We start from the raw sequence: 17,500 nt of genomic DNA, 5'->3' as shown, positions 1-17,500 counted from the left end.
GCATAACTTTTATTCATCCGTCTATTTGGTAAGCATATACGAATTAACTATCCGATTTCATTTTCAACAATCGCATACTATTTAAAATGACAAGAATTGCAGCACCTGTATCACTTAACACCGCGAGCCACAACGTAAGCCAGCCTGGAAAAATGAGCATGAGTGCAACAAGTTTCACCGCAATGGAAAACCAAATATTTTGTTTAATAATACGTAGTGCTTTTCGGCTCAACTCAACCGTATGAGGGAGCTTTTCTAAATTATCCGCCATGAGGACAATATCTGCTGTTTCCATCGCCGTATCTGTTCCGGCACCACCCATTGCAATGCCAAGATCCGCTGTTGCCAGAGCAGGTGCATCGTTGATTCCGTCACCAACCATAGCGATTTTGTAGCCTTCCTGTTGCATTTTTTTGACGGCCTCCACTTTGTTTTCCGGAAGTAAATCGGCAAAGTAACGATCGATCCCAGATTGAGTGGATATTTTTCGAGCTGCGCCTTCATTATCCCCTGTAAGCATGACGACTTGCTGAATGCCAGCGTCTTTTAATTTAGAGATCGTACCCAACGTCGCAGGGCGAATCGCATCCGCTACTGCAATTAAGCCAAGTACGTGATGACGTGTACCTATTAAGACGAGCGTATTACCCTCTTGTTGCAATTCGCGTGCATAATTTGTAATGTTGTTGAGTGGCACGTTCATGTCTTGAAACAGTTTCAAATTACCAGCAAAATAGTCCGTTCCTTCGATTGTCGCTTGGGCGCCTTTGCCCACAATAGTCTGAAACGACTCCCCTTTCCGAGGAGCGATATGTTGCGCCGCGGCGTACGATAGGATCGCTTGAGCAATGGGATGCTTAGAATGTTCCTCGATCGTGCGTGCAATCGAAAGAATGCTTTCTTTCGATTCACCCCAAGTTTCGATATGGGACACCTTAGGTTTTCCTTCAGTTAACGTACCTGTCTTATCAAAAGCAATGGCATTAACCGCTCCGGCTATTTCCAAGAACGCCCCGCCTTTTATAAGTACACCATTTTTTGCTGCATTACCAATCGCTGAAACGATAGCAACTGGGGTGGAAATGACCAATGCACACGGGCAAGCAACGACAAGCAGTTCTAAGCCCTTATAATACCACTCCGCCCATGTCCCCCAACCAAACAACGGCGGAAACACAATCATCGCCATCGCTACAGCAAACACAATCGGGGTGTAAATGTGCGCGAAACGGTCGATAAACGCTTGAGTCGGCGCCTTCTTCTCCTGTGCTTCTTCCACCAAATGAATAATTTTAGCTACGGTCGTGTCCTCGACTAACTTGGTCACTTTAACTTCTAGCGAGCCGCTTTCATTAATCGTCCCTGCGTACACTACATCCCCCGGCTCTTTATCCACGGGTACAGATTCACCCGTTATCGGAGCCTGATTCACGCTGGAAACTCCTACTACAATATCGCCGTCCAATGGGATTTTTTCGCCCGGTTTAATAATAATAATTTGTCCAACAGCGATTTCTTCAACTGGTGTGCGCGAGATCGTCTCGCCACTTTTAAGCCACGCTTCCGACGGAGTCAGATCCATTAGCCCGCGGATCGAATTCCTCGTTTTTTCAATGGCGCGAGTTTGTAGCGCATTTCCGATGGCAAACAGCCACACGACAGTAGCTCCTTCAAGCCATTCTCCAATTAATCCCGCTCCGATAGCTGCTATGCTCATCAACACGTTCATATCTAATGAACGGCTTTTAATCGCGTAAAAAGCGCTTTTAGCTGGTTTATATCCGCCCGTAATCATCGCTAAAATGAAGAGAGCCGTGCTTATGTTCGAAGACACGTCAGTTAAAGTACCGATAAAGCCCAGAGCAAGCATCGCTCCGGAAAAGATCGTTAGCGACAAATCTACTTTTCCCTTATTCTGCGGACGCTGTCCACCTTGTCCAGCCTGTCCGCCTTGCTCGCGCTGCCTGGTTGCCAAAGTTGCAGTGAACCCCACTTTAGCGACTTCATCCATAATCGTTTGCACATCGTTGTCATGTACGATATGCATTTTCCCTGTCGAAAAATTCACTTTGATTGATGTAACAGCAGGTTGACTCTTTAAATGATTTTCAAGTGTTAACGCACAGGAACTGCAATCCATTCCCTCGATAAGATACGTTCTTTTATTTTTATCTGTATCTATCGTTTCGGCTGTAAAACCTAGCTTCTTCAAAGCTACAGGAATCTGTTCCAACGCAGTCGGATCTGTGGATACGATTTGCATTTTGGCCGTGTTGTAATTGACTACAACTTGTTGGATATGATCCAATTGTTTTAGGCTCTTTTCGATTGTAATCCCACAAGCGGGGCAATCCATTCCGTGAATTCGGAAGCTTGCTTGAAAGCCTGAAGCGACACGTTCCTCCGCCTGACCTTGACTAGGGGCAGAGTTGCAATCATTTTTATCGCTGCAGCAAGACGTATGTTGCTTCGTTTCGATGTTGACAGTACTACCACATTCGTCATCCGCGCAACACGAACCATTTGCTTCGTGAGCTGGCTTCGTTTGAATCACAGCGACATTGAAGTTCTTTTTAGACACTTTCTTTTTGAGAGCTGTTGAGCCTGTTTGCGTCTCTTTCACGGGATGTCTCTCCTTTGGTTCAGATGGTTAAGATCAAGGCCAAGTGTTACGCTCCATTACGAACAACACCTTGGGCATACATCTTGGATGAAGTACGTTCTATGCGTGGCTTCCATCATGGTTGTCTTGCGGCTGGGCATCGAATACGACTTTATAGATACGGCCCAAAAGCTTAGGGATCTTGAGCAAAACGGGCTACGTTGTAATGGAGAAAAAAGTGCTCGTCCCCTACTTTGTAGGAGGAACATGTATAATCGCCTAATCCAACGAAGGTAACCGGATCCTTATCACTGGCCATTGTAGGTTGATTTCCAATAGAAGGCTGCTCGCTATACCGGACAGGTTGCTTGCTTTGTCGCCTTCGCTATTTGTAGTTTGTTTTAAAGTTAAAATAACACATAAACGCATAACATTCAAATAATCATTTAAATATTTTAATGAAATAAAAAATAAAAAGCGCCTAATTGGCGCTCGGACTGGTATCTCCTATTTTTTGATCCACTACTTGATCGGCTGTTTTGAGCAGAACCGTCTAGTTAGTGCCGCCAGCGTGTATCCGTGGGAAAATGTATAGTTACCGTATCATCCTCCTCATTTCATGTTCATTTATCCAAACTTCGCTTGGATGAACTTATCTACTTCCGACGTCCGCTTGTACTTGTTTTTTTTCACAAGATTCATAAATTTCTGTAATTGGGTTAAGAACGGACTATGTACGGCTTCTTTATTTGCCAATATCTCGTGATATGCTTTTACTGCTTCAGGTTGCATGATCTTGGTATTGTAATCGAATAGTGGAGTGTGGTTCATGCCATAGTAAATGGTGAATTCATAGCCATCGAATTTCTGCTTGATCGTAGATGTGCGTTGTGATTTCGGATAGTCTTTTGTAAAATTCTCCATTGCTAATGCTCGAGTTACTAGTCCTTCATGTAGTCTGGCGTTTCCCTCATCTGGTATCATCATTCGATCCGTTTCGGCAGCCATAATTTCAATATATTCTTTAATGTCCGGACTGACGCTACTGCTAAAAGGTATCAGAACAGCGTAATCCATGAACGGAACAATATAAGCATCAGACATGACCAATTGATAGCCGCTCGCGTACACTTCCTTAAGTAACTTTTTCAAACTTGCATCTTTTGTCAAGGCAATCGTCTGCTCTATTCGTTGTCCATCGCGATGCACTTTTCCAAGCGCTGTTTGGACTTTGTGGTTACCTAAACGTTTTTCTATCAACTCTTCCTGAACGAGAATGGCATTTTCCAGCTTAAGAACCATTGCTGTCGCTTGATCTTTCGATAGTTTATTCAGATTTGCTTTAAAGTACGTGATCGCTTGCGGAATCTGGTTCGCCTTCTTCAGCATCGTCTCGAACGTAGCGGCGATCGAAGATGGCGATCGGTCAATTGTTGTGGCCGTCCTTTTAAGATGATCTGCGGGTGATGGATGCGAAGAATGAGCCGCTGCAACGCTTGCGATTTGCACAGATAAAGAGAGCACCGCGATAGTTGCCACCATGACATTCAGCTTACGGGATCTAAGGAACATTGTTATTCTCCTAACCCAAATATGTATTTTTGTTAATACCGTACTTTGTTAATACCGTATATAGCCTGCATGCTCGTTGTATGTTTAACGAACCCAGTTGCTTCAAAGTTGCAAAATTGATAATACGTATTTCCATCTCAGCAATTTGTTTTGTGGACAGCTCGACCAGAATCAAGCGAAATGAATAGCTGTTTACGCTGCAACACGAAAGTGAGTATGATATGTTGTATATAAAAGGAGTTGATCGCATGGTCCCCCTGTTTGTACGCATCGATGGATGTGGCTCTAAGCAAAGAGTTCCACAAAATCTTTGTTTAGGGCCTCTATCATACTAAAGGTGGAACTCTTTGCTTCTCTATATACCGAATCATGCTATATAGATAGGAGCAAAGCTGATGAAATACCAAAATGCACAAACGATATTACCAGAAGAACTGGTTCGCCATATTCAACAATATGTACAAGGAAGCTACTTGTACATTCCCATTAGACAAGAACGTAAGAAGCAATGGGGTGAGTCTTCCGGGTCTAGGCAGATGCTTCAAGACCGTAACGCTGCGATTGTGCAAGCTTATCATTCAGGAATCGCTGTCAACATTCTCGCACAACGCTACTTTTTGACTGAGCATAGTATTAGAAGAATTATCCGTGAACAACGGCGCGTACAACTTTGAATCTGTACCATGATTGTCCTTTCTCCTTCCACTATCCTTGTATTAAGATCATCACAAGGACTTGTGATTAGGAGGTACGTATGTACGACTATCATCTACTCGATATCGAGTTTGAGTATGACGCTCAAACACAAGTCATCACCCCAATCATACTTCGTGATGCACGCGAAACGATTCTTGTCGACTGCGGGTATCCAAACTTTGCGCGTCTCCTTAAAGAGGCGGCTATCCGTTACGACGTCACACTCGAATCGATCACCAAATTGATCGTGACGCATCACGATATGGATCATATCGGTTCGCTCGCTGCGTTGAAGCGGGCGTACCCTCACATCGTCATCATCGCGCACGAGTTGGAAGCTCCGCACATTGATGGGACGAAAAAGTCACTTCGACTTGAACAAGTGGAAGCAACGTTTGACGTGTTGCCGGATGAAGCAAAGCCGCATGCGGAACAGTTCATGAACCTCCTACAATCGATCGAGCCAATTGCTGTTGATCGGATCGTCACCAATAATGAGCAGCTGCCTTGGTGCGGCGGCATCGAAATCGTTCACACACCTGGCCATATGCCTGGTCATATGTCGTTGTATCTCCCTGCCAGCAACACGTTGATCGCAGGAGACGCTGTTGTCATCGAGCAAGGGCAGCTCAATATTGCCAATCCTCAATTTACATTGGATTTGGATGAGGCTATCCGTTCCGTTCAACGATTGCTTGACTATGACATTGAGCAAATCATTTGCTATCACGGTGGTTTATTTCGCGGCGATGTAAAGCAAGCGCTTAAGCAACTCATTCATGCATATACGTCGTAATGCACATGTGCTATAGAAAACATAATAAGAGGACGCCACCCAAACGAAGGCATGGGAGCGTCCTCTTGTTGTACTACCGGGCAGGATCGTTAAATAGCACACACATTTAAATAAACATGCTACTTTTCACTTCATTTTAACAAAATGGAGATCGAACTATACACCAATAACATGGCCATAATGATATTAAACGCTTGTCTGTACTGTGATAAAAATGTTTGGAACATAGAACCAAATAAACTCCAACAACATGTACTCATCAAGCCAACAATCCCCAAAAAAAGCGAGAAAACCAAGTAGCTGAAATAGGAGGAGTAATAAGGAAGAATGAAGGTGGCTACTACTGTCATGCCAAAAAGAATCCCCTTTGGATTAACAAACTGCAACAACGCACCTATTAAGAAAAAGTGTGTATGGCCGCCATCCTTGTTGTCAGAACTGTCTTTACTAGTAAGTATACTAAAAGCTAAATATAACATATAACCGACTCCCAACATGGTCAAAGGAAATTCAATAATTGGCATAAGGTTTGTAAGCCACAGATTTAAAAAAATACAGGCTAATGTGACAACAAAAAAGCCAACACCGACTCCTAAACAAAATCGTATCGTTTTTTTAAATCCATGTGTGTTCGCAAACGCCATCGCCATAATATTGTTGGGACCTGGAGTAAAACTGGTAATTAACACAAATAACAAGAATGATAATAAAGGCACTTTTGAACCACCCCTCCACACTGTATGTTATAATGTCTGAAACGGACAATATAACGTAATTCTTTATATCGTACATAATGGACGTTATATTGTAAACAAGGAAGGAGTGATTTTATGGAAGAAATTCAGCTTATTCTTGCAAAAAATTTAAAGGCGATTCGAGAGAAGGAAAAATTAAGTTTAGAAAAGGTCGCTGAACGAAGTGGGGTAAGCAAAACCATGATCGGGCAAATTGAAAGAGGAGAATCAAGCCCCACGCTGACAACGATTTGGAAAATAGCGAATGGATTAAAGGTTTCGTTTACTTCGCTTATTAATCATCCGCAGCCTGATACTAAAGTGGTATTGAGAAACGAGATGCATGTATGGTCTGAGGACAATGGAAGGTATCGCGTGTATCCCAGCTTCCCTTTTCAAGAGGATAGACGATTTGAAGTTTACGCGGTTGAAATCGAAAAAGAGGGAGTACTAAGTTCGGATTCCCACAGAGGAGGTACAGAGGAATTTATCACCGTATTTGATGGAGAAGTCACGATACGTGTCAATGAATGCGAATATATATTACGAAATGGGGATTCAATCCGATTTAAGGCGGACAGACCTCATACCTATTATAATTCTGGAGAAACATTAACTCGTTTAAGTATGACGATCTATTACCCAGCTAACTGAGAAATATATCGCCTTGATGAGTATGGTCCTCCGCGTGTATTTTACCAGTAATATAAGTTTTCCAGTAATGTAAGTCTTTCAGTCGTTTGAATCATACCAACACGCGTGTTTATGTAGATTATTGTGCCTAACAAAAAAAGCCCATGTATGGGCTTTCAGGCTGTCGAGAAAGTATAATTAGTTCTTAACGGTTACCATAGTGGCTATATCGCCAGATTTACCTCGTTTTGATTTCTAACGGTTATAGGTGAGCTTATTTCGCCAATTCCATTCAAAATCCAGCTGTTTCATCGTAATAAGCGCCCTCATAACCGTTACATGTTGAATGGGTTCATATTCGCTGACATAACAACTGTGGCGACCGTTAGGAGAGCAGTCACAGTGATTCAACTGACTACCAACGGTTAGGACACAAGGGATCAACTGACTACCAACCGATAAATGCGAAGCTGCTTGCCATTATCTCAATGAAGAGAGACCCTCGTCGTAACAAAAAGGGGGTGCTCGACAAGCTGAAAGCCCATGTATGGGCTTTACTTGGGCTCGGCCTGTTTGATACGGAGCATTTGTTGCAGCAGCTTCGCTACTTCCTGCTCTGGGAAAGCTGCTAAAAGAACTTCCTCAAATGTGACGAGTGCCCGATCAAGCTTATGTTGGCCAATTGGCGTTAGCGAGGTATAAATGCTTCTTCGATCATCCCTGCAAGCCATTCGTTCCAAAGCACCACAACCTTTGGCCTCAAAACGGTTGACGAGTCTGGAGACCGCACTCTGACTTAAACCAACCATAGACTCTAGTTGCTGTAGCTTTAATTTCTGTTCTGGAGCTTCAGACAAAAACAAAAGTAAATAAAACTCTTTTAAAGACAGGCCATAATTCTCTTGCAACTTCGCTTCCAATTCAATCGTTATTTTCATTTGTATTTGTGTTAAGTTCAACCAATTTGCGATAAAGTCGTTATTAAGAACGTTACCCATCTCCCAGTTCCTTCCTAAGCATCAAACTATTCTTTCCAAGCATTCATTTTCCCGCTCAATTTCAATATTATAACATCAATCGTCAAGTAGACGCGATGGCTCTACTTCCATGCGGGAAAGCAATCTACAATGGATTCCACATCCTCAACACAGGGCCCCACTTTGTACAAAAAGAGACCGCTACGTGAATAGGTCGGCCTCTACAATTATACGTCTTTCTCTATTTATTTTTTACTAGGATAACTAGCTCTATATTGTACTGGAACGTCTGTCTCCTTCTGAAGCTGGTCAGCCGCCTCTAGTGTCCAATAAGGATTTCTTAGCATTCCTCGACCTACTGCAACGAGATCAGCCTCTTCGTTGCCGATTATCGCGTCAGCAAGCGCTGGCTCATCTAATCTTCCGACTGCAATCACAGGAACACCGAGATTATGCTTAATGGCTCGAGCCAGCGGCACTTGATAAGCGGCATGCGCACCAGGTTTGTCTTTCGTTCCCAGCGGCCCAACCCCAACAGGGCTTTCGCCCCCAGTGCTAATATGGAACATGTCTACTCCGGCTTCCTTATAGGCTTGGCTAAACGCGATACTCTCTTGAATGCCATATCCGCCTTCGACATATTCTTTCGCCGAGATACGCATAATTAATGGCATTCCTGCTGGCATTTCGCTTTTGGCTGCACGAATCACTTCTGTTCCGAACAGAGTCAGATCGTGTCCATACTCATCTGTTCTTTGGTTCGTTAACGGCGAATGGAACTGATGAATCAGATAGCCGTGCGCGCCATGAAGCTCGATTACATCGAATCCAGCTTTGATAGCCCGCGCCACACCTTGCCGGAATTTTTCAACCATGTCTTTTACTTCAGCCGTCGATAATGCTCTAGGTGTTTTAGATCCATTGTCAAAAGGAATTGCGGATGGCGCCACAGGCACTGCCGCATGTTCGGCTTTACGTCCAGCGTGCGCAATTTGAATACCTACCTTGGCGCCGTATGTATGACAAGCCTCAACAATTCTCGCCAACGGCGCAATATGATCGTCAGACCAGATACCGAGGTCGTAGTCAGAAATTCGACCATCTGGCTCAACATCGGTCATTTCGATAATAATTAATCCCGCCCCACCAATAGCGCGGCTCACATAATGCGTATAGTGCCAATCGGTTGCGATTCCATCTTTGTTACTAACCGAATATTGGCACATTGGAGGCATAACTACACGGTTTTTCAACTTCAAGTCCATCATTTCGTAAGGGCTAAATAAATGTGTCATCAGAAATCTCCTTCCGGATCGTACAGGATTTGAATGAGAATGAATATGTTTAATGGTTTTGTAATTTACATGCATGTGCATGCATTTAATATAAGGAATTCAGAAAATTCTGTCAACCTTAAATTTCAAGTTAGGCATGAATACCTTTGCGGATGGTGTCAGCTTCGTTGGTACTATCCCTTGTAGCATAAAGCGTATCTAGTCGGATTTAAGCAGAAATAGCTTTGGGATGTTACGACAACAGCGTTACAATAGTATAAGCAAAGGGCACTTCGGGCTATTCAAATGGTTGCGTAATGGGTCTTATCGATTGGAGGAATAAGATTGAACATCGGAATGGCAAGAAAAAATGCTGCTGAATGGGTTAACCATTTTGCTAGAAATGAAGCAACGGGAGTCACCACCCACCTACTTCTCGTAGCGGCACAACATAATCCTACAATAAGGCTGCGGTACGTTGCTGTAAGGAAGATTTTGTTGCAGTATGGACTCATGAATCGATACTCCGAATTGTTAACGTTGCTTGGTTGCGCTGCAATAACACCTCAACGTGTAACTCATCACCTGAAAGATATCAATCCTTTATCCCTGCATTTGAAGATATCATCGCTGACCAAGGGATTTGTTCGATTCCTGATATCAAGTGCTGAGTTGAAGAAGTTCATCAATATTTGCCTACACTTTGGCACACTGCCGAGGATATCCTTGCAAGAAGCTGAATGTTGATATGGCTTGCCGAGAAATTTTTGGATATGACTAAGCAGCAGCACTGTATTGAAAGCGATAAAATAATTAAAAAGCTGGAAAGATGGTAGAAAAATGGAGATCAGAACATTTCTTGATTCAGATATTCGTCAAATTGTCTCCCTGTTTTACGAAACCGTACATTCGATAAACAAACGTGATTATTCGCACGCGCAACTTCATGCATGGGCACCCAAAGATGAAGAAACGCTCAAGCTGATAACTTGGAATGACTCTCTGCGTAATAACATCACCTATGTTGCCGAAATCAACGGGACAATCGTTGGTTTTGCTGACATGACTCATCATGGTTATTTAGATAGACTTTACGTTCACAAAAATGCTCAGAGACAAGGAATTGCTTCAGCTTTGGTGAACACACTTGAACATGAAGCCAGAAAGTTAGGACTTATCGAAATGGTTACAGATGCAAGTATTACGGCTAAACCATTTTTTGAACGACGTGGTTATCATATCGTGAAGTCGCAGATTATGGAACGAAGAAATGTTACATTAGCTAATTTCAAGATGATTAAGAACATCTGAATCACTGACTAAGATTGTCCCTTTGACTTTCGTAGCTATTAAATAAAACCAGTCCAAAACACGAAAATAACGTGTTAGACTGGTTTTTCACGTTGTTGCTCTAATAACGGCTGCTCAACTTTATCGCAAGCTGATTTCAATTCTTTCCAACCATTCGTTCATCAGTGATTCAAAGACATCCTGCCGCTCGATCTGGAGGTAGTGACCGGCCATATCCACCACGGCGAACGTCCCCCTTGGATAATTGTCCATCAAGCGAAGTGCATCTTTGAAACCGGCACCGGCATCTTGTCGCCCCGTAATCACTAGTGCTGGATATTCGTATGGTTGCACATTGTCCACATCAAATGTGAGCGCGTAACCATTTTCGCGTATGTATTGTATAAATTTAACGTTCATCTTTTGAGATGGGATGATGACATCATCCCGATATCTTTCCCATTCACGCTCCCCATGTACAACGGCAGCTTGTGCATAATGAGTCGCATCTTCAGGCGATAACCGTAACATGAGATCCGGATCTGCCTTAAGAACACGGTGTTCTGGCAAACAGCGGTCAGCATAGTTTGGAAACATCAACGGACATAGGAGCATAATCCCACGAATTTGTTCCCTACGCAAATAAGCAGCACCACGAGCAAGATAACCACCGTACGACTGGCCAACGACTAAGAATGGTTCGTCCGGAATGAGTTGATCCAGAAGTTCCAACACCTTTTTTAAAATATCATCTGAATTTAAAATGTCATCCGCTGGAGCGGAATCACCCATTCCAGGTAAGTCGATATAGATTCGCTTCCATCCCTCACGGTTGCTGAATACGGGTTCCATACTACGTAACAACACTTGGTGATCTAATGTCCAGCCGTGCAGGAATACAATAGGAAATCCTTCTCCGATAATCTTATAGTTGATCATGATAGTCTCCCCTTCTCAGAGCCTTTGCTCGATTTGATTATACTTCCAATTTTTAAATAAGTCATTATTGATTGTTCCTAGATTTGTAAGCGAAAGGTTGTAATAACAACAATGTGCGTTGCATCATACATGTATCAACTATATGATAAAGGGAAATTCAGGATATTGTTAGACATATAAATGAAAGGGGCGTAGCAAATGGAGTATGTCGTTCGTAACATGACAAAAGATGACTGGGAACAAGTTAAATCGATTTATGAAGCGGGCATTGCCACAGGAAATGCCACATTGGAGACGCAAGCGCCTACGTATGAAAAATGGATAGCAAGTGCTCATGCGGAGTGCTGCTACGTCGTTGAAGACGGATCACATATTGTAGGATGGTGCAAAATAGGTCCGGTATCTACGCGTCATGTATATGCTGGTGTAGGAGAAGTAAGCATTTATGTGCACCCCGATGCGAAAGGAAAAGGTATCGGTAACCTTCTGCTTCACGCGCTCATTGAGGGCTCGGAACAACAAGGATTTTGGACTTTACAAGCAGGAATATTCCCCGAGAACAGCTCCAGTATCCATTTACATAAAAAGCATGGCTTTAGAGAATTAGGCACTCGTGAGCGTATCGGAAAGCGCAATGGAGTATGGCACGATGTTCTCCTCTTAGAAAGAAGAAGCAGCGTCGTGGGAATAGATTAAAGAAGAAATCATACAACCCTGAACGTTACACGATTCAGGATTGTATGATTTTTTTTAGTGGCTTACTTGCAGGCCCTTCTAACACAGACCCATCAATCGAAAATCTAGAGCCATGACAAGGGCAATCCCAGCTTCGATCACCTACGTTCCACTCCACCTCGCACCCCAAATGGGTACATGTCGTATCGACGATATGCAGCGTGCCGTGCTCATCTTTGTAAGCCCCCGCCCTTTTACCATTAACGGATACGACGGCTCCCTCATCATTTGACAGGCTCTCAGGTTTTTTGCGAACGATTTCCAGCTTGCCTCCAATGAGATGCTTGGCTACATCCACATTTTGAACAATGAAAGTTTTCACATCTGGAACAGCATGAAATCTAGCAGGTGTATATAACGCTTGATAATTATTTTCTTTCCCTGTAATCAAGTCCCGCAGCAACAGAGCGGCGGCCGTTCCGGTGCTCATGCCCCATTTTCGATAGCCTGTTGCTACATAGACGTTAGGGGTTAGCGATGAGATGTGCCCAATGTAAGGTAAGTTATCTAACGTAACTAAATCTTGAGCAGACCACCGATAAGCAACCTCTCGTATGCCAAACGTTTGGTGAGCAAAATCTTGCAGGGCCTCATAATGCTGGATCGTGCATATGCCTTGCCCCGTCTTATGGCTTTCTCCACCGATTAATATCAAATTGTCCCCGTTGCTATGCGTCGCAGCGCGTACGGAACGTTTGGGGTCGTCTGCGCTTATATACATACCGCCCAAGTATTTTTTCTCACATTTTACCCCAATGACATAGGATCGTTCAGCATACATTCTTGCAAAATAAAACCCCATGCCGTCTATAACTGGGAAGTGAGTGCATGAAACGACGTGCTTACAAGTTATGTTGTGGCCGCCACTTGTTACGACAACAGGGCGAGTGTCTGTTTCAACCGTTTCTACCGTCGTATGTTCATAGATCATTCCACCAGACTCCGTAAACAATTGAACGAGCTTACTTAAGTACTTCAGCGGATGAAATTGAGCTTGCTTGCGCATGACGATAGCCGCTCGAATAGGAAGCGGAAGAGCGATTTGATTGACTATTTCACCTTTGATTCCTAACTTTTCATAAGCGGCCAGTTCTTTTTCAAGCTTACTTATAGATGCCTCCGCATTCGTATACACATAAGCATCTTCCTCACCAAAATCACATTGAATGTTGTGTTCCTCAATGATTCGTTTGATAAATCGTAAAGCGGCGTCATTGGCTTCGTAATATAGCTGTGCCTTTTCTTGACCAAAGTTGCTAATCAACTCGTCATAAATCAAATCATGCTGCGCCGTTATTTTCGCGGTTGTATGTCCCGTTGTACCATGAAACAGTTGCCCCGCTTCTAATAGAACAACGTTTAGCCCTTCTTTTGCTAATAAATAAGCGGTCGTAATGCCCGAAATTCCTCCGCCAACGACAACAACCTCCGCTTCACGATGTTCAGTAAGCTTAGGGAAAGAAGGATGGCTTATTGAATCCCACCAGTAAGACTCCGGAAATTGGGGCATATCATTAAACATCAAGGATTCCTTATCCATCAATATTCCTCCTGAAATAGGAAATAGGGACTCTCTTGATATTCATTTCCTTGTAAGCACATCTTTAATCAAAGCACCTTGTTGGATCATGGACAACGACTAAAAAGTCTATTTTTATCAAATGTGAAGTGAAAGATTATGTTCGCGAGTCGCGCCTGATATGCACTGGCATTCAATTGTTTAGAGAACTCAAAGCGATAACGATCGGCGAATTCTCGAATATTTTGCCCCTCTCCATCGTTTGGATCGAACACCATTTTAATAGGTGCGTATAGTTGATTAATTACCTTTCGCGATCGTTCTCTTGGCTTTTTTAACAATCCTACTAGTCGCTTTGGTTGCAGCACCCTGTTCCCATTCTTCACACAAGGCGATCACCCATTCAGGTTGGGTTTTGCTAGCATCATTCAACCAGTTACCAACGGAATCTTGGACATACTTTGCTGGATCTGATTTTAATAAATGAAGGATAGGCAGGGCTCGCTGAGGTTCTTGTTTTAAGACTTCAATATGCTTGCACCACACACCACGAGGACGAATGGATTCAACGGAAAAGCGACGAATGTTCTCATCATGACTTGCAGCCCATTCTGCCAACCATTTCACACTCTCATCTATATCTTTCGCAAGGTCTTCCCTAATAGACATCCAGGCGATTTCACGAACACCAAAATGACGATCAGCAGCAAAGGGTTTAATATATTGCAATTTAGCTTGGATCGAGCTATTAGGTTCGGTGTGCATAAATGCCGCCCAACATCGAACACTATCAGACACATGATTCAAACACTTTAAGATAACTTCTGCTTGAACCTTACTACTCTTCCCACTCATAACCTGCGTTAATACTGAGCCGATCGTACGAATGGCTTGCATTCCGGATACCGTGTTGTGCCGATCTACTTCTAATAAGATAAATGGGATATCTTCGCTTTCCAAACCGATCGATGGTAACACATGTTCTAATAACGTACGATGATTAACAGCTAACCACTCCGTCAGGTTCACACTCGCTATCTTCCCTTGATTAAGAAATAAGATCACTTCCTGTGGAATATTGGCCGCTTTACTAGCTCCTGTTCGGTTTAACAACTCTTCACTTATCAGCATACATCATTTTCCTCCCTTATTAATAACAATAGACAACTTATAGTTCGCGTTCTTATTTAATGCTGTTAAAAATAGATCCAGTTCCTCGTTAGATGGAAAGCGGCACTCCAAAAGATAACAGCTTTCCCCACTAATCTTAAAATTGTGCATAAGATACGCTTGCTAATTTTCAATAAAGGTTAAAAAAGGGGCTTATCCACCGTTTCCGAACATGCCGAATCAGCACAAACGGAATCCAACTGTAGATTTACCGCTCCCTATCGAGGCAATCATACAGGTTGATGCCGTTATTGTCACTCACCTTCATCCGGATCATTTTGATGCGGTTGCTACTGAAGTGCTGTCTAAAGATATGCAAATTTTTGCTCAATCGGAAATGGATGCAGATGTGATTAAAAAGAAGGTTTTCAAAACGTACAATCTCTTACTCATGGTACCATGATCGATCAAATGAGCTTGACTCGGACAGATGGCAAACATGGGACAGGCGAAATCAGCAAGCTAATGGGAGCAGTGTCAGGTGTCGTCTTTAAAAATCCTGTCGTCGAGACCTATAAGGAAGCGCCTCAAGCGACGATTATCGTCTCCCATCTGGAAGCGCTTAACCACAGCTTATTAACAAGAGCAGAGTTAAACCATTTTATTGATGAACAAGGTCATACTACGAACATATTAGTTCCTAATGATGGTGATTCGATCGCGATTGTATGAGATGCCTGTTAAGCAGTCACATAACGAAGCAAAAACCAGTATGGATGACCATACTGGTTTGATTGTGATTCCTATTTACATTAAAATCTTGCAGCCAATTTTGTCACTTCGTCCAAACCGTCCGCAATAATTTGTTGCGTGCGATCCGTATATTGGTTGTGGCCTTCAATAACAACTGTTTCTGGATTTGCGATACCCCAGAAGCCAAGCAATGTCGTTACATAGTTAACCGCCATTTCGAGCGAAGCCATTGGTTCAGCAGCGTAGTCCGAACCACGTGCGCTTAAGATGGCCACTTGTTTGCCATTAACAAGTCCTACTGGGCCTTCAGCAGTATATTTGAATGTTTTTCCTGCTTGAGAAAGATAAGAAATATACGTTACGAGTGGCGCTGGGACTGCGAAATTCCACAATGGGAACGCGAATACAACCTTGTCAGCTTCTAAGAATTGGTTCAAATATGTTTCCATAAGATCCGCGATTTTTGCTTCTTCAGCTGTTAATTCTAAACCTTGGCCACGTTTGTACAAACCTGTAATAGCCGTGTTGCCGTAGTACGGAAGTTCAACATTGAACAAATCCAGTTCCGTAATTTCAGCATTTGGATTCGCTTCTTTAAACGTGCTTACAAATGTTTCATACATTTTGGAGCTAATCGCTTGCTCCGCTGGACGGTCGTTCGCCTTAATCAATAATACTTTAGTCATTGTTTCATTCTCCTCTGTATGTGAATTATCTTTTTTATTTCCAAACAACTTGCTGAAAAAACCCAATCTTCTCACCTATACTTTCAATAAAAATGACTGACGAATGATGAATCCAGCTCTGTTGCGAGTTCACCTACTCAACTACATGTACTCGACTGGACTTATGTAAGTAAGTTTACTCCGGAAATATCACTATGTCAAGTATCTTTATTTTGAGACTCTTCACTTCGTAAAACGACATAAAGTGTAATCTCTCCTTGTTATGTCTTCGTTTGATGGATACGTTCATCTTATTAGCTCCAACTAAGTTGCTTACGATTCCTGTTGTGGCCCCACCCGAACAGATGAATTAAAACGTTTAACACCAGGTATTACACAGAAAATGCTTACTGAACAATTAAAGAGTCTTGAACAAGACAAGATCATTTTACGAAAAGTATACAATCAAGTCCCTCCTAAAGTAGAGTACTCACTGACAGAGACGGTGAATCGTTAAAAAAGCTCTTGAAGGTACTGTGTGATTGGGGAGGAGACTATATTCAGTATAGGTATCCAGATGGTGAAGTCACAGTAAGAACGAGTGAGGATGAAGTGTAAGTAAGAAAGACGTTCAGCAAGGTTCAGCATGACCCTAATGAACGTCTTACTTTTTTAGTTCATATTACGCATACTAACAAATTTCAATCACGCAAGATTTCAATCATGCAATTTTTTAATAAACAGAACCCGATCTTGCCCGACTCCATCATAGTCTACAACAGCTTGTACACCATCACCCAGAGCGCTTCCATTCTCAACTAAAAATCCCATTCGCGTGTGATATGCGATCGAAGCATTATTAACTGGTGATGTGACGCAGCGCACGAGTGTACATCCTTTCCCTTTAACGGTTGCGAAAAACCGTTCATACAAGCTTCTCGCAATTCCGGAATTTCGATACGCTGTGTGCACACCAACAAAGTGAATATACGCTTGCTCTGGATACGATTGGGAGACAAACCCGATCAAAAAACCAACGATCTGTCCATCTTGCTCGACTACATAACTCGTATCTTGGAAGTGCTGAAAAAAGAGCTTTGGCAACATGTCAGCCATCTGCCGACCACCCCACCACTCATCAATTACGGAGATAACCGGTATGTAGTCAGTCTCCCGTACGTGCCTAATGTTCATATATAGCATCT

18 protein-coding genes and 2 pseudogenes are annotated in these 17,500 nt (G+C 42.9%); 9 read left to right on the top strand and 11 right to left on the bottom strand.

The window, feature by feature from the left end; genetic code table 11:
- Window positions 1–43: 43 nt before the first annotated feature.
- Both KIK04_RS22005 and KIK04_RS22000 read right to left on the bottom strand, forming a co-directional pair.
- Entirely contained in the window at window positions 44–2,551 is a 2,508-nt protein-coding gene (locus KIK04_RS22005) for a heavy metal translocating P-type ATPase (RefSeq protein ID WP_442951192.1), read from the bottom strand.
- Window positions 2,552–3,229: 678 nt separating this feature from the next.
- Entirely contained in the window at window positions 3,230–4,174 is a 945-nt protein-coding gene (locus tag KIK04_RS22000) for a hypothetical protein (RefSeq protein ID WP_232275815.1), read from the bottom strand.
- A 395-nt stretch (window positions 4,175–4,569) separates the two neighbouring features.
- On the opposite strand from KIK04_RS22000, the gene KIK04_RS21995 reads away from it, so the two are divergent.
- Window positions 4,570–4,848: a CD3324 family protein gene (locus KIK04_RS21995; RefSeq protein ID WP_232275814.1), complete on the top strand. Its 279-nt coding sequence runs from the start codon at window positions 4,570–4,572 to the stop codon at window positions 4,846–4,848.
- 80 nt (window positions 4,849–4,928) lie between these two features.
- The gene (locus tag KIK04_RS21990; RefSeq protein ID WP_232275812.1) at window positions 4,929–5,666 is read left to right on the top strand and encodes an MBL fold metallo-hydrolase; all 738 of its coding nucleotides are present in this window, start codon (window positions 4,929–4,931) and stop codon (window positions 5,664–5,666) included.
- A 131-nt stretch (window positions 5,667–5,797) separates the two neighbouring features.
- On the opposite strand, the gene KIK04_RS21985 is transcribed toward KIK04_RS21990, so the two are convergent.
- Window positions 5,798–6,382 (bottom strand): LysE family transporter, encoded by a 585-nt coding sequence (locus KIK04_RS21985; RefSeq protein WP_232275811.1) that lies wholly within the window; start codon window positions 6,380–6,382, stop codon window positions 5,798–5,800.
- A 114-nt stretch (window positions 6,383–6,496) separates the two neighbouring features.
- Between KIK04_RS21985 and KIK04_RS21980 the strand changes: the two genes are divergently transcribed.
- Complete coding sequence (locus KIK04_RS21980; RefSeq protein WP_232275810.1) at window positions 6,497–7,054, top strand: helix-turn-helix domain-containing protein; 558 nt, start codon at window positions 6,497–6,499, stop codon at window positions 7,052–7,054.
- A gap of 533 nt (window positions 7,055–7,587) precedes the next feature.
- Here KIK04_RS21980 and KIK04_RS21975 read toward each other — a convergent pair.
- Window positions 7,588–8,031 (bottom strand): MarR family winged helix-turn-helix transcriptional regulator, encoded by a 444-nt coding sequence (locus KIK04_RS21975; RefSeq protein WP_232275808.1) that lies wholly within the window; start codon window positions 8,029–8,031, stop codon window positions 7,588–7,590.
- Between the two features lie 224 nt (window positions 8,032–8,255).
- Entirely contained in the window at window positions 8,256–9,305 is a 1,050-nt protein-coding gene (locus tag KIK04_RS21970; RefSeq protein ID WP_232275806.1) for an NADH:flavin oxidoreductase/NADH oxidase, read from the bottom strand.
- 324 nt (window positions 9,306–9,629) lie between these two features.
- Between KIK04_RS21970 and KIK04_RS21965 the strand changes: the two genes are divergently transcribed.
- Complete coding sequence (locus KIK04_RS21965) at window positions 9,630–10,031, top strand: hypothetical protein (RefSeq protein WP_232275804.1); 402 nt, start codon at window positions 9,630–9,632, stop codon at window positions 10,029–10,031.
- Window positions 10,032–10,124: 93 nt separating this feature from the next.
- Window positions 10,125–10,595: a GNAT family N-acetyltransferase gene (locus KIK04_RS21960; protein WP_232275803.1), complete on the top strand. Its 471-nt coding sequence runs from the start codon at window positions 10,125–10,127 to the stop codon at window positions 10,593–10,595.
- Window positions 10,596–10,715: 120 nt separating this feature from the next.
- On the opposite strand, the gene KIK04_RS21955 is transcribed toward KIK04_RS21960, so the two are convergent.
- Window positions 10,716–11,513 (bottom strand): alpha/beta fold hydrolase, encoded by a 798-nt coding sequence (locus KIK04_RS21955; RefSeq protein WP_332329985.1) that lies wholly within the window; start codon window positions 11,511–11,513, stop codon window positions 10,716–10,718.
- 198 nt (window positions 11,514–11,711) lie between these two features.
- Between KIK04_RS21955 and KIK04_RS21950 the strand changes: the two genes are divergently transcribed.
- Window positions 11,712–12,209, top strand: a complete 498-nt coding sequence (locus KIK04_RS21950) for a GNAT family N-acetyltransferase (protein ID WP_232275801.1) — start codon at window positions 11,712–11,714, stop codon at window positions 12,207–12,209.
- Window positions 12,210–12,243: 34 nt separating this feature from the next.
- Here KIK04_RS21950 and KIK04_RS21945 read toward each other — a convergent pair whose 3' ends face one another.
- The 3 genes and pseudogenes from KIK04_RS21945 to KIK04_RS21935 all read right to left on the bottom strand — a co-directional run.
- The gene (locus KIK04_RS21945; RefSeq protein ID WP_442951118.1) at window positions 12,244–13,788 is read right to left on the bottom strand and encodes an FAD-dependent oxidoreductase; all 1,545 of its coding nucleotides are present in this window, start codon (window positions 13,786–13,788) and stop codon (window positions 12,244–12,246) included.
- Window positions 13,789–14,067: 279 nt separating this feature from the next.
- Complete coding sequence (locus KIK04_RS21940; protein WP_232275800.1) at window positions 14,068–14,898, bottom strand: DNA alkylation repair protein; 831 nt, start codon at window positions 14,896–14,898, stop codon at window positions 14,068–14,070.
- A 3-nt stretch (window positions 14,899–14,901) separates the two neighbouring features.
- Window positions 14,902–15,087: pseudogene (locus KIK04_RS21935) on the bottom strand (Lrp/AsnC ligand binding domain-containing protein); the annotation flags it as partial.
- Window positions 15,088–15,109: 22 nt separating this feature from the next.
- On the opposite strand from KIK04_RS21935, the gene KIK04_RS21930 reads away from it, so the two are divergent.
- A complete protein-coding gene (locus tag KIK04_RS21930) occupies window positions 15,110–15,340 on the top strand; it encodes an MBL fold metallo-hydrolase (RefSeq protein ID WP_232275798.1) in 231 nt (76 codons plus the stop codon).
- Complete coding sequence (locus KIK04_RS21925; protein ID WP_232275797.1) at window positions 15,337–15,609, top strand: hypothetical protein; 273 nt, start codon at window positions 15,337–15,339, stop codon at window positions 15,607–15,609. Before KIK04_RS21930 ends, KIK04_RS21925 begins: the two co-directional genes overlap by 4 nt.
- 80 nt (window positions 15,610–15,689) lie before the next feature.
- Here KIK04_RS21925 and KIK04_RS21920 read toward each other — a convergent pair whose 3' ends face one another.
- On the bottom strand, window positions 15,690–16,382 hold the full coding sequence (locus KIK04_RS21920) for an FMN-dependent NADH-azoreductase (protein ID WP_232278855.1): 693 nt from the start codon (window positions 16,380–16,382) through the stop codon (window positions 15,690–15,692).
- Window positions 16,383–16,644: 262 nt separating this feature from the next.
- Here KIK04_RS21920 and KIK04_RS21915 point away from each other — a divergent pair.
- Window positions 16,645–16,913: pseudogene (locus tag KIK04_RS21915) on the top strand (winged helix-turn-helix transcriptional regulator); the annotation flags it as partial.
- A gap of 99 nt (window positions 16,914–17,012) precedes the next feature.
- Here KIK04_RS21915 and KIK04_RS21910 read toward each other — a convergent pair.
- Window positions 17,013–17,489: a GNAT family N-acetyltransferase gene (locus KIK04_RS21910; protein ID WP_232275795.1), complete on the bottom strand. Its 477-nt coding sequence runs from the start codon at window positions 17,487–17,489 to the stop codon at window positions 17,013–17,015.
- Between the last annotated feature and the right edge of the window lie 11 nt (window positions 17,490–17,500).

Origin of the sequence: Paenibacillus sp. 481, assembly GCF_021223605.1 — a bacterium.
Classification (GTDB): domain Bacteria; phylum Bacillota; class Bacilli; order Paenibacillales; family Paenibacillaceae; genus Paenibacillus_B.
The sequence above is the reverse complement of the archived record's forward strand: the minus strand, read 5'-3'. Positions and strand labels throughout refer to the sequence as shown.

Excerpts from the sequence above, each read along its gene's own strand:
- KIK04_RS21975 (WP_232275808.1), bottom strand. The coding sequence starts at position 8,031 with ATGGGTAACGTTCTTAATAACGACTTTATCGCAAATTGGTTGAACTTA.
- KIK04_RS22000 (WP_232275815.1), bottom strand. The coding sequence starts at position 4,174 with ATGTTCCTTAGATCCCGTAAGCTGAATGTCATGGTGGCAACTATCGCG.
- KIK04_RS21930 (WP_232275798.1), top strand. The coding sequence starts at position 15,110 with ATGCCGAATCAGCACAAACGGAATCCAACTGTAGATTTACCGCTCCCT.
- KIK04_RS21940 (WP_232275800.1), bottom strand. The coding sequence starts at position 14,898 with ATGCTGATAAGTGAAGAGTTGTTAAACCGAACAGGAGCTAGTAAAGCG.
- KIK04_RS21950 (WP_232275801.1), top strand. The coding sequence starts at position 11,712 with ATGGAGTATGTCGTTCGTAACATGACAAAAGATGACTGGGAACAAGTT.
- KIK04_RS21910 (WP_232275795.1), bottom strand. The coding sequence starts at position 17,489 with ATGAACATTAGGCACGTACGGGAGACTGACTACATACCGGTTATCTCC.
- KIK04_RS21970 (WP_232275806.1), bottom strand. The coding sequence starts at position 9,305 with ATGACACATTTATTTAGCCCTTACGAAATGATGGACTTGAAGTTGAAA.
- KIK04_RS21960 (WP_232275803.1), top strand. The coding sequence starts at position 10,125 with ATGGAGATCAGAACATTTCTTGATTCAGATATTCGTCAAATTGTCTCC.
- KIK04_RS21990 (WP_232275812.1), top strand. The coding sequence starts at position 4,929 with ATGTACGACTATCATCTACTCGATATCGAGTTTGAGTATGACGCTCAA.
- KIK04_RS21995 (WP_232275814.1), top strand. The coding sequence starts at position 4,570 with ATGAAATACCAAAATGCACAAACGATATTACCAGAAGAACTGGTTCGC.
- KIK04_RS21980 (WP_232275810.1), top strand. The coding sequence starts at position 6,497 with ATGGAAGAAATTCAGCTTATTCTTGCAAAAAATTTAAAGGCGATTCGA.
- KIK04_RS21945 (WP_442951118.1), bottom strand. The coding sequence starts at position 13,788 with ATGGATAAGGAATCCTTGATGTTTAATGATATGCCCCAATTTCCGGAG.
- KIK04_RS21955 (WP_332329985.1), bottom strand. The coding sequence starts at position 11,513 with ATGATCAACTATAAGATTATCGGAGAAGGATTTCCTATTGTATTCCTG.
- KIK04_RS21925 (WP_232275797.1), top strand. The coding sequence starts at position 15,337 with ATGATCGATCAAATGAGCTTGACTCGGACAGATGGCAAACATGGGACA.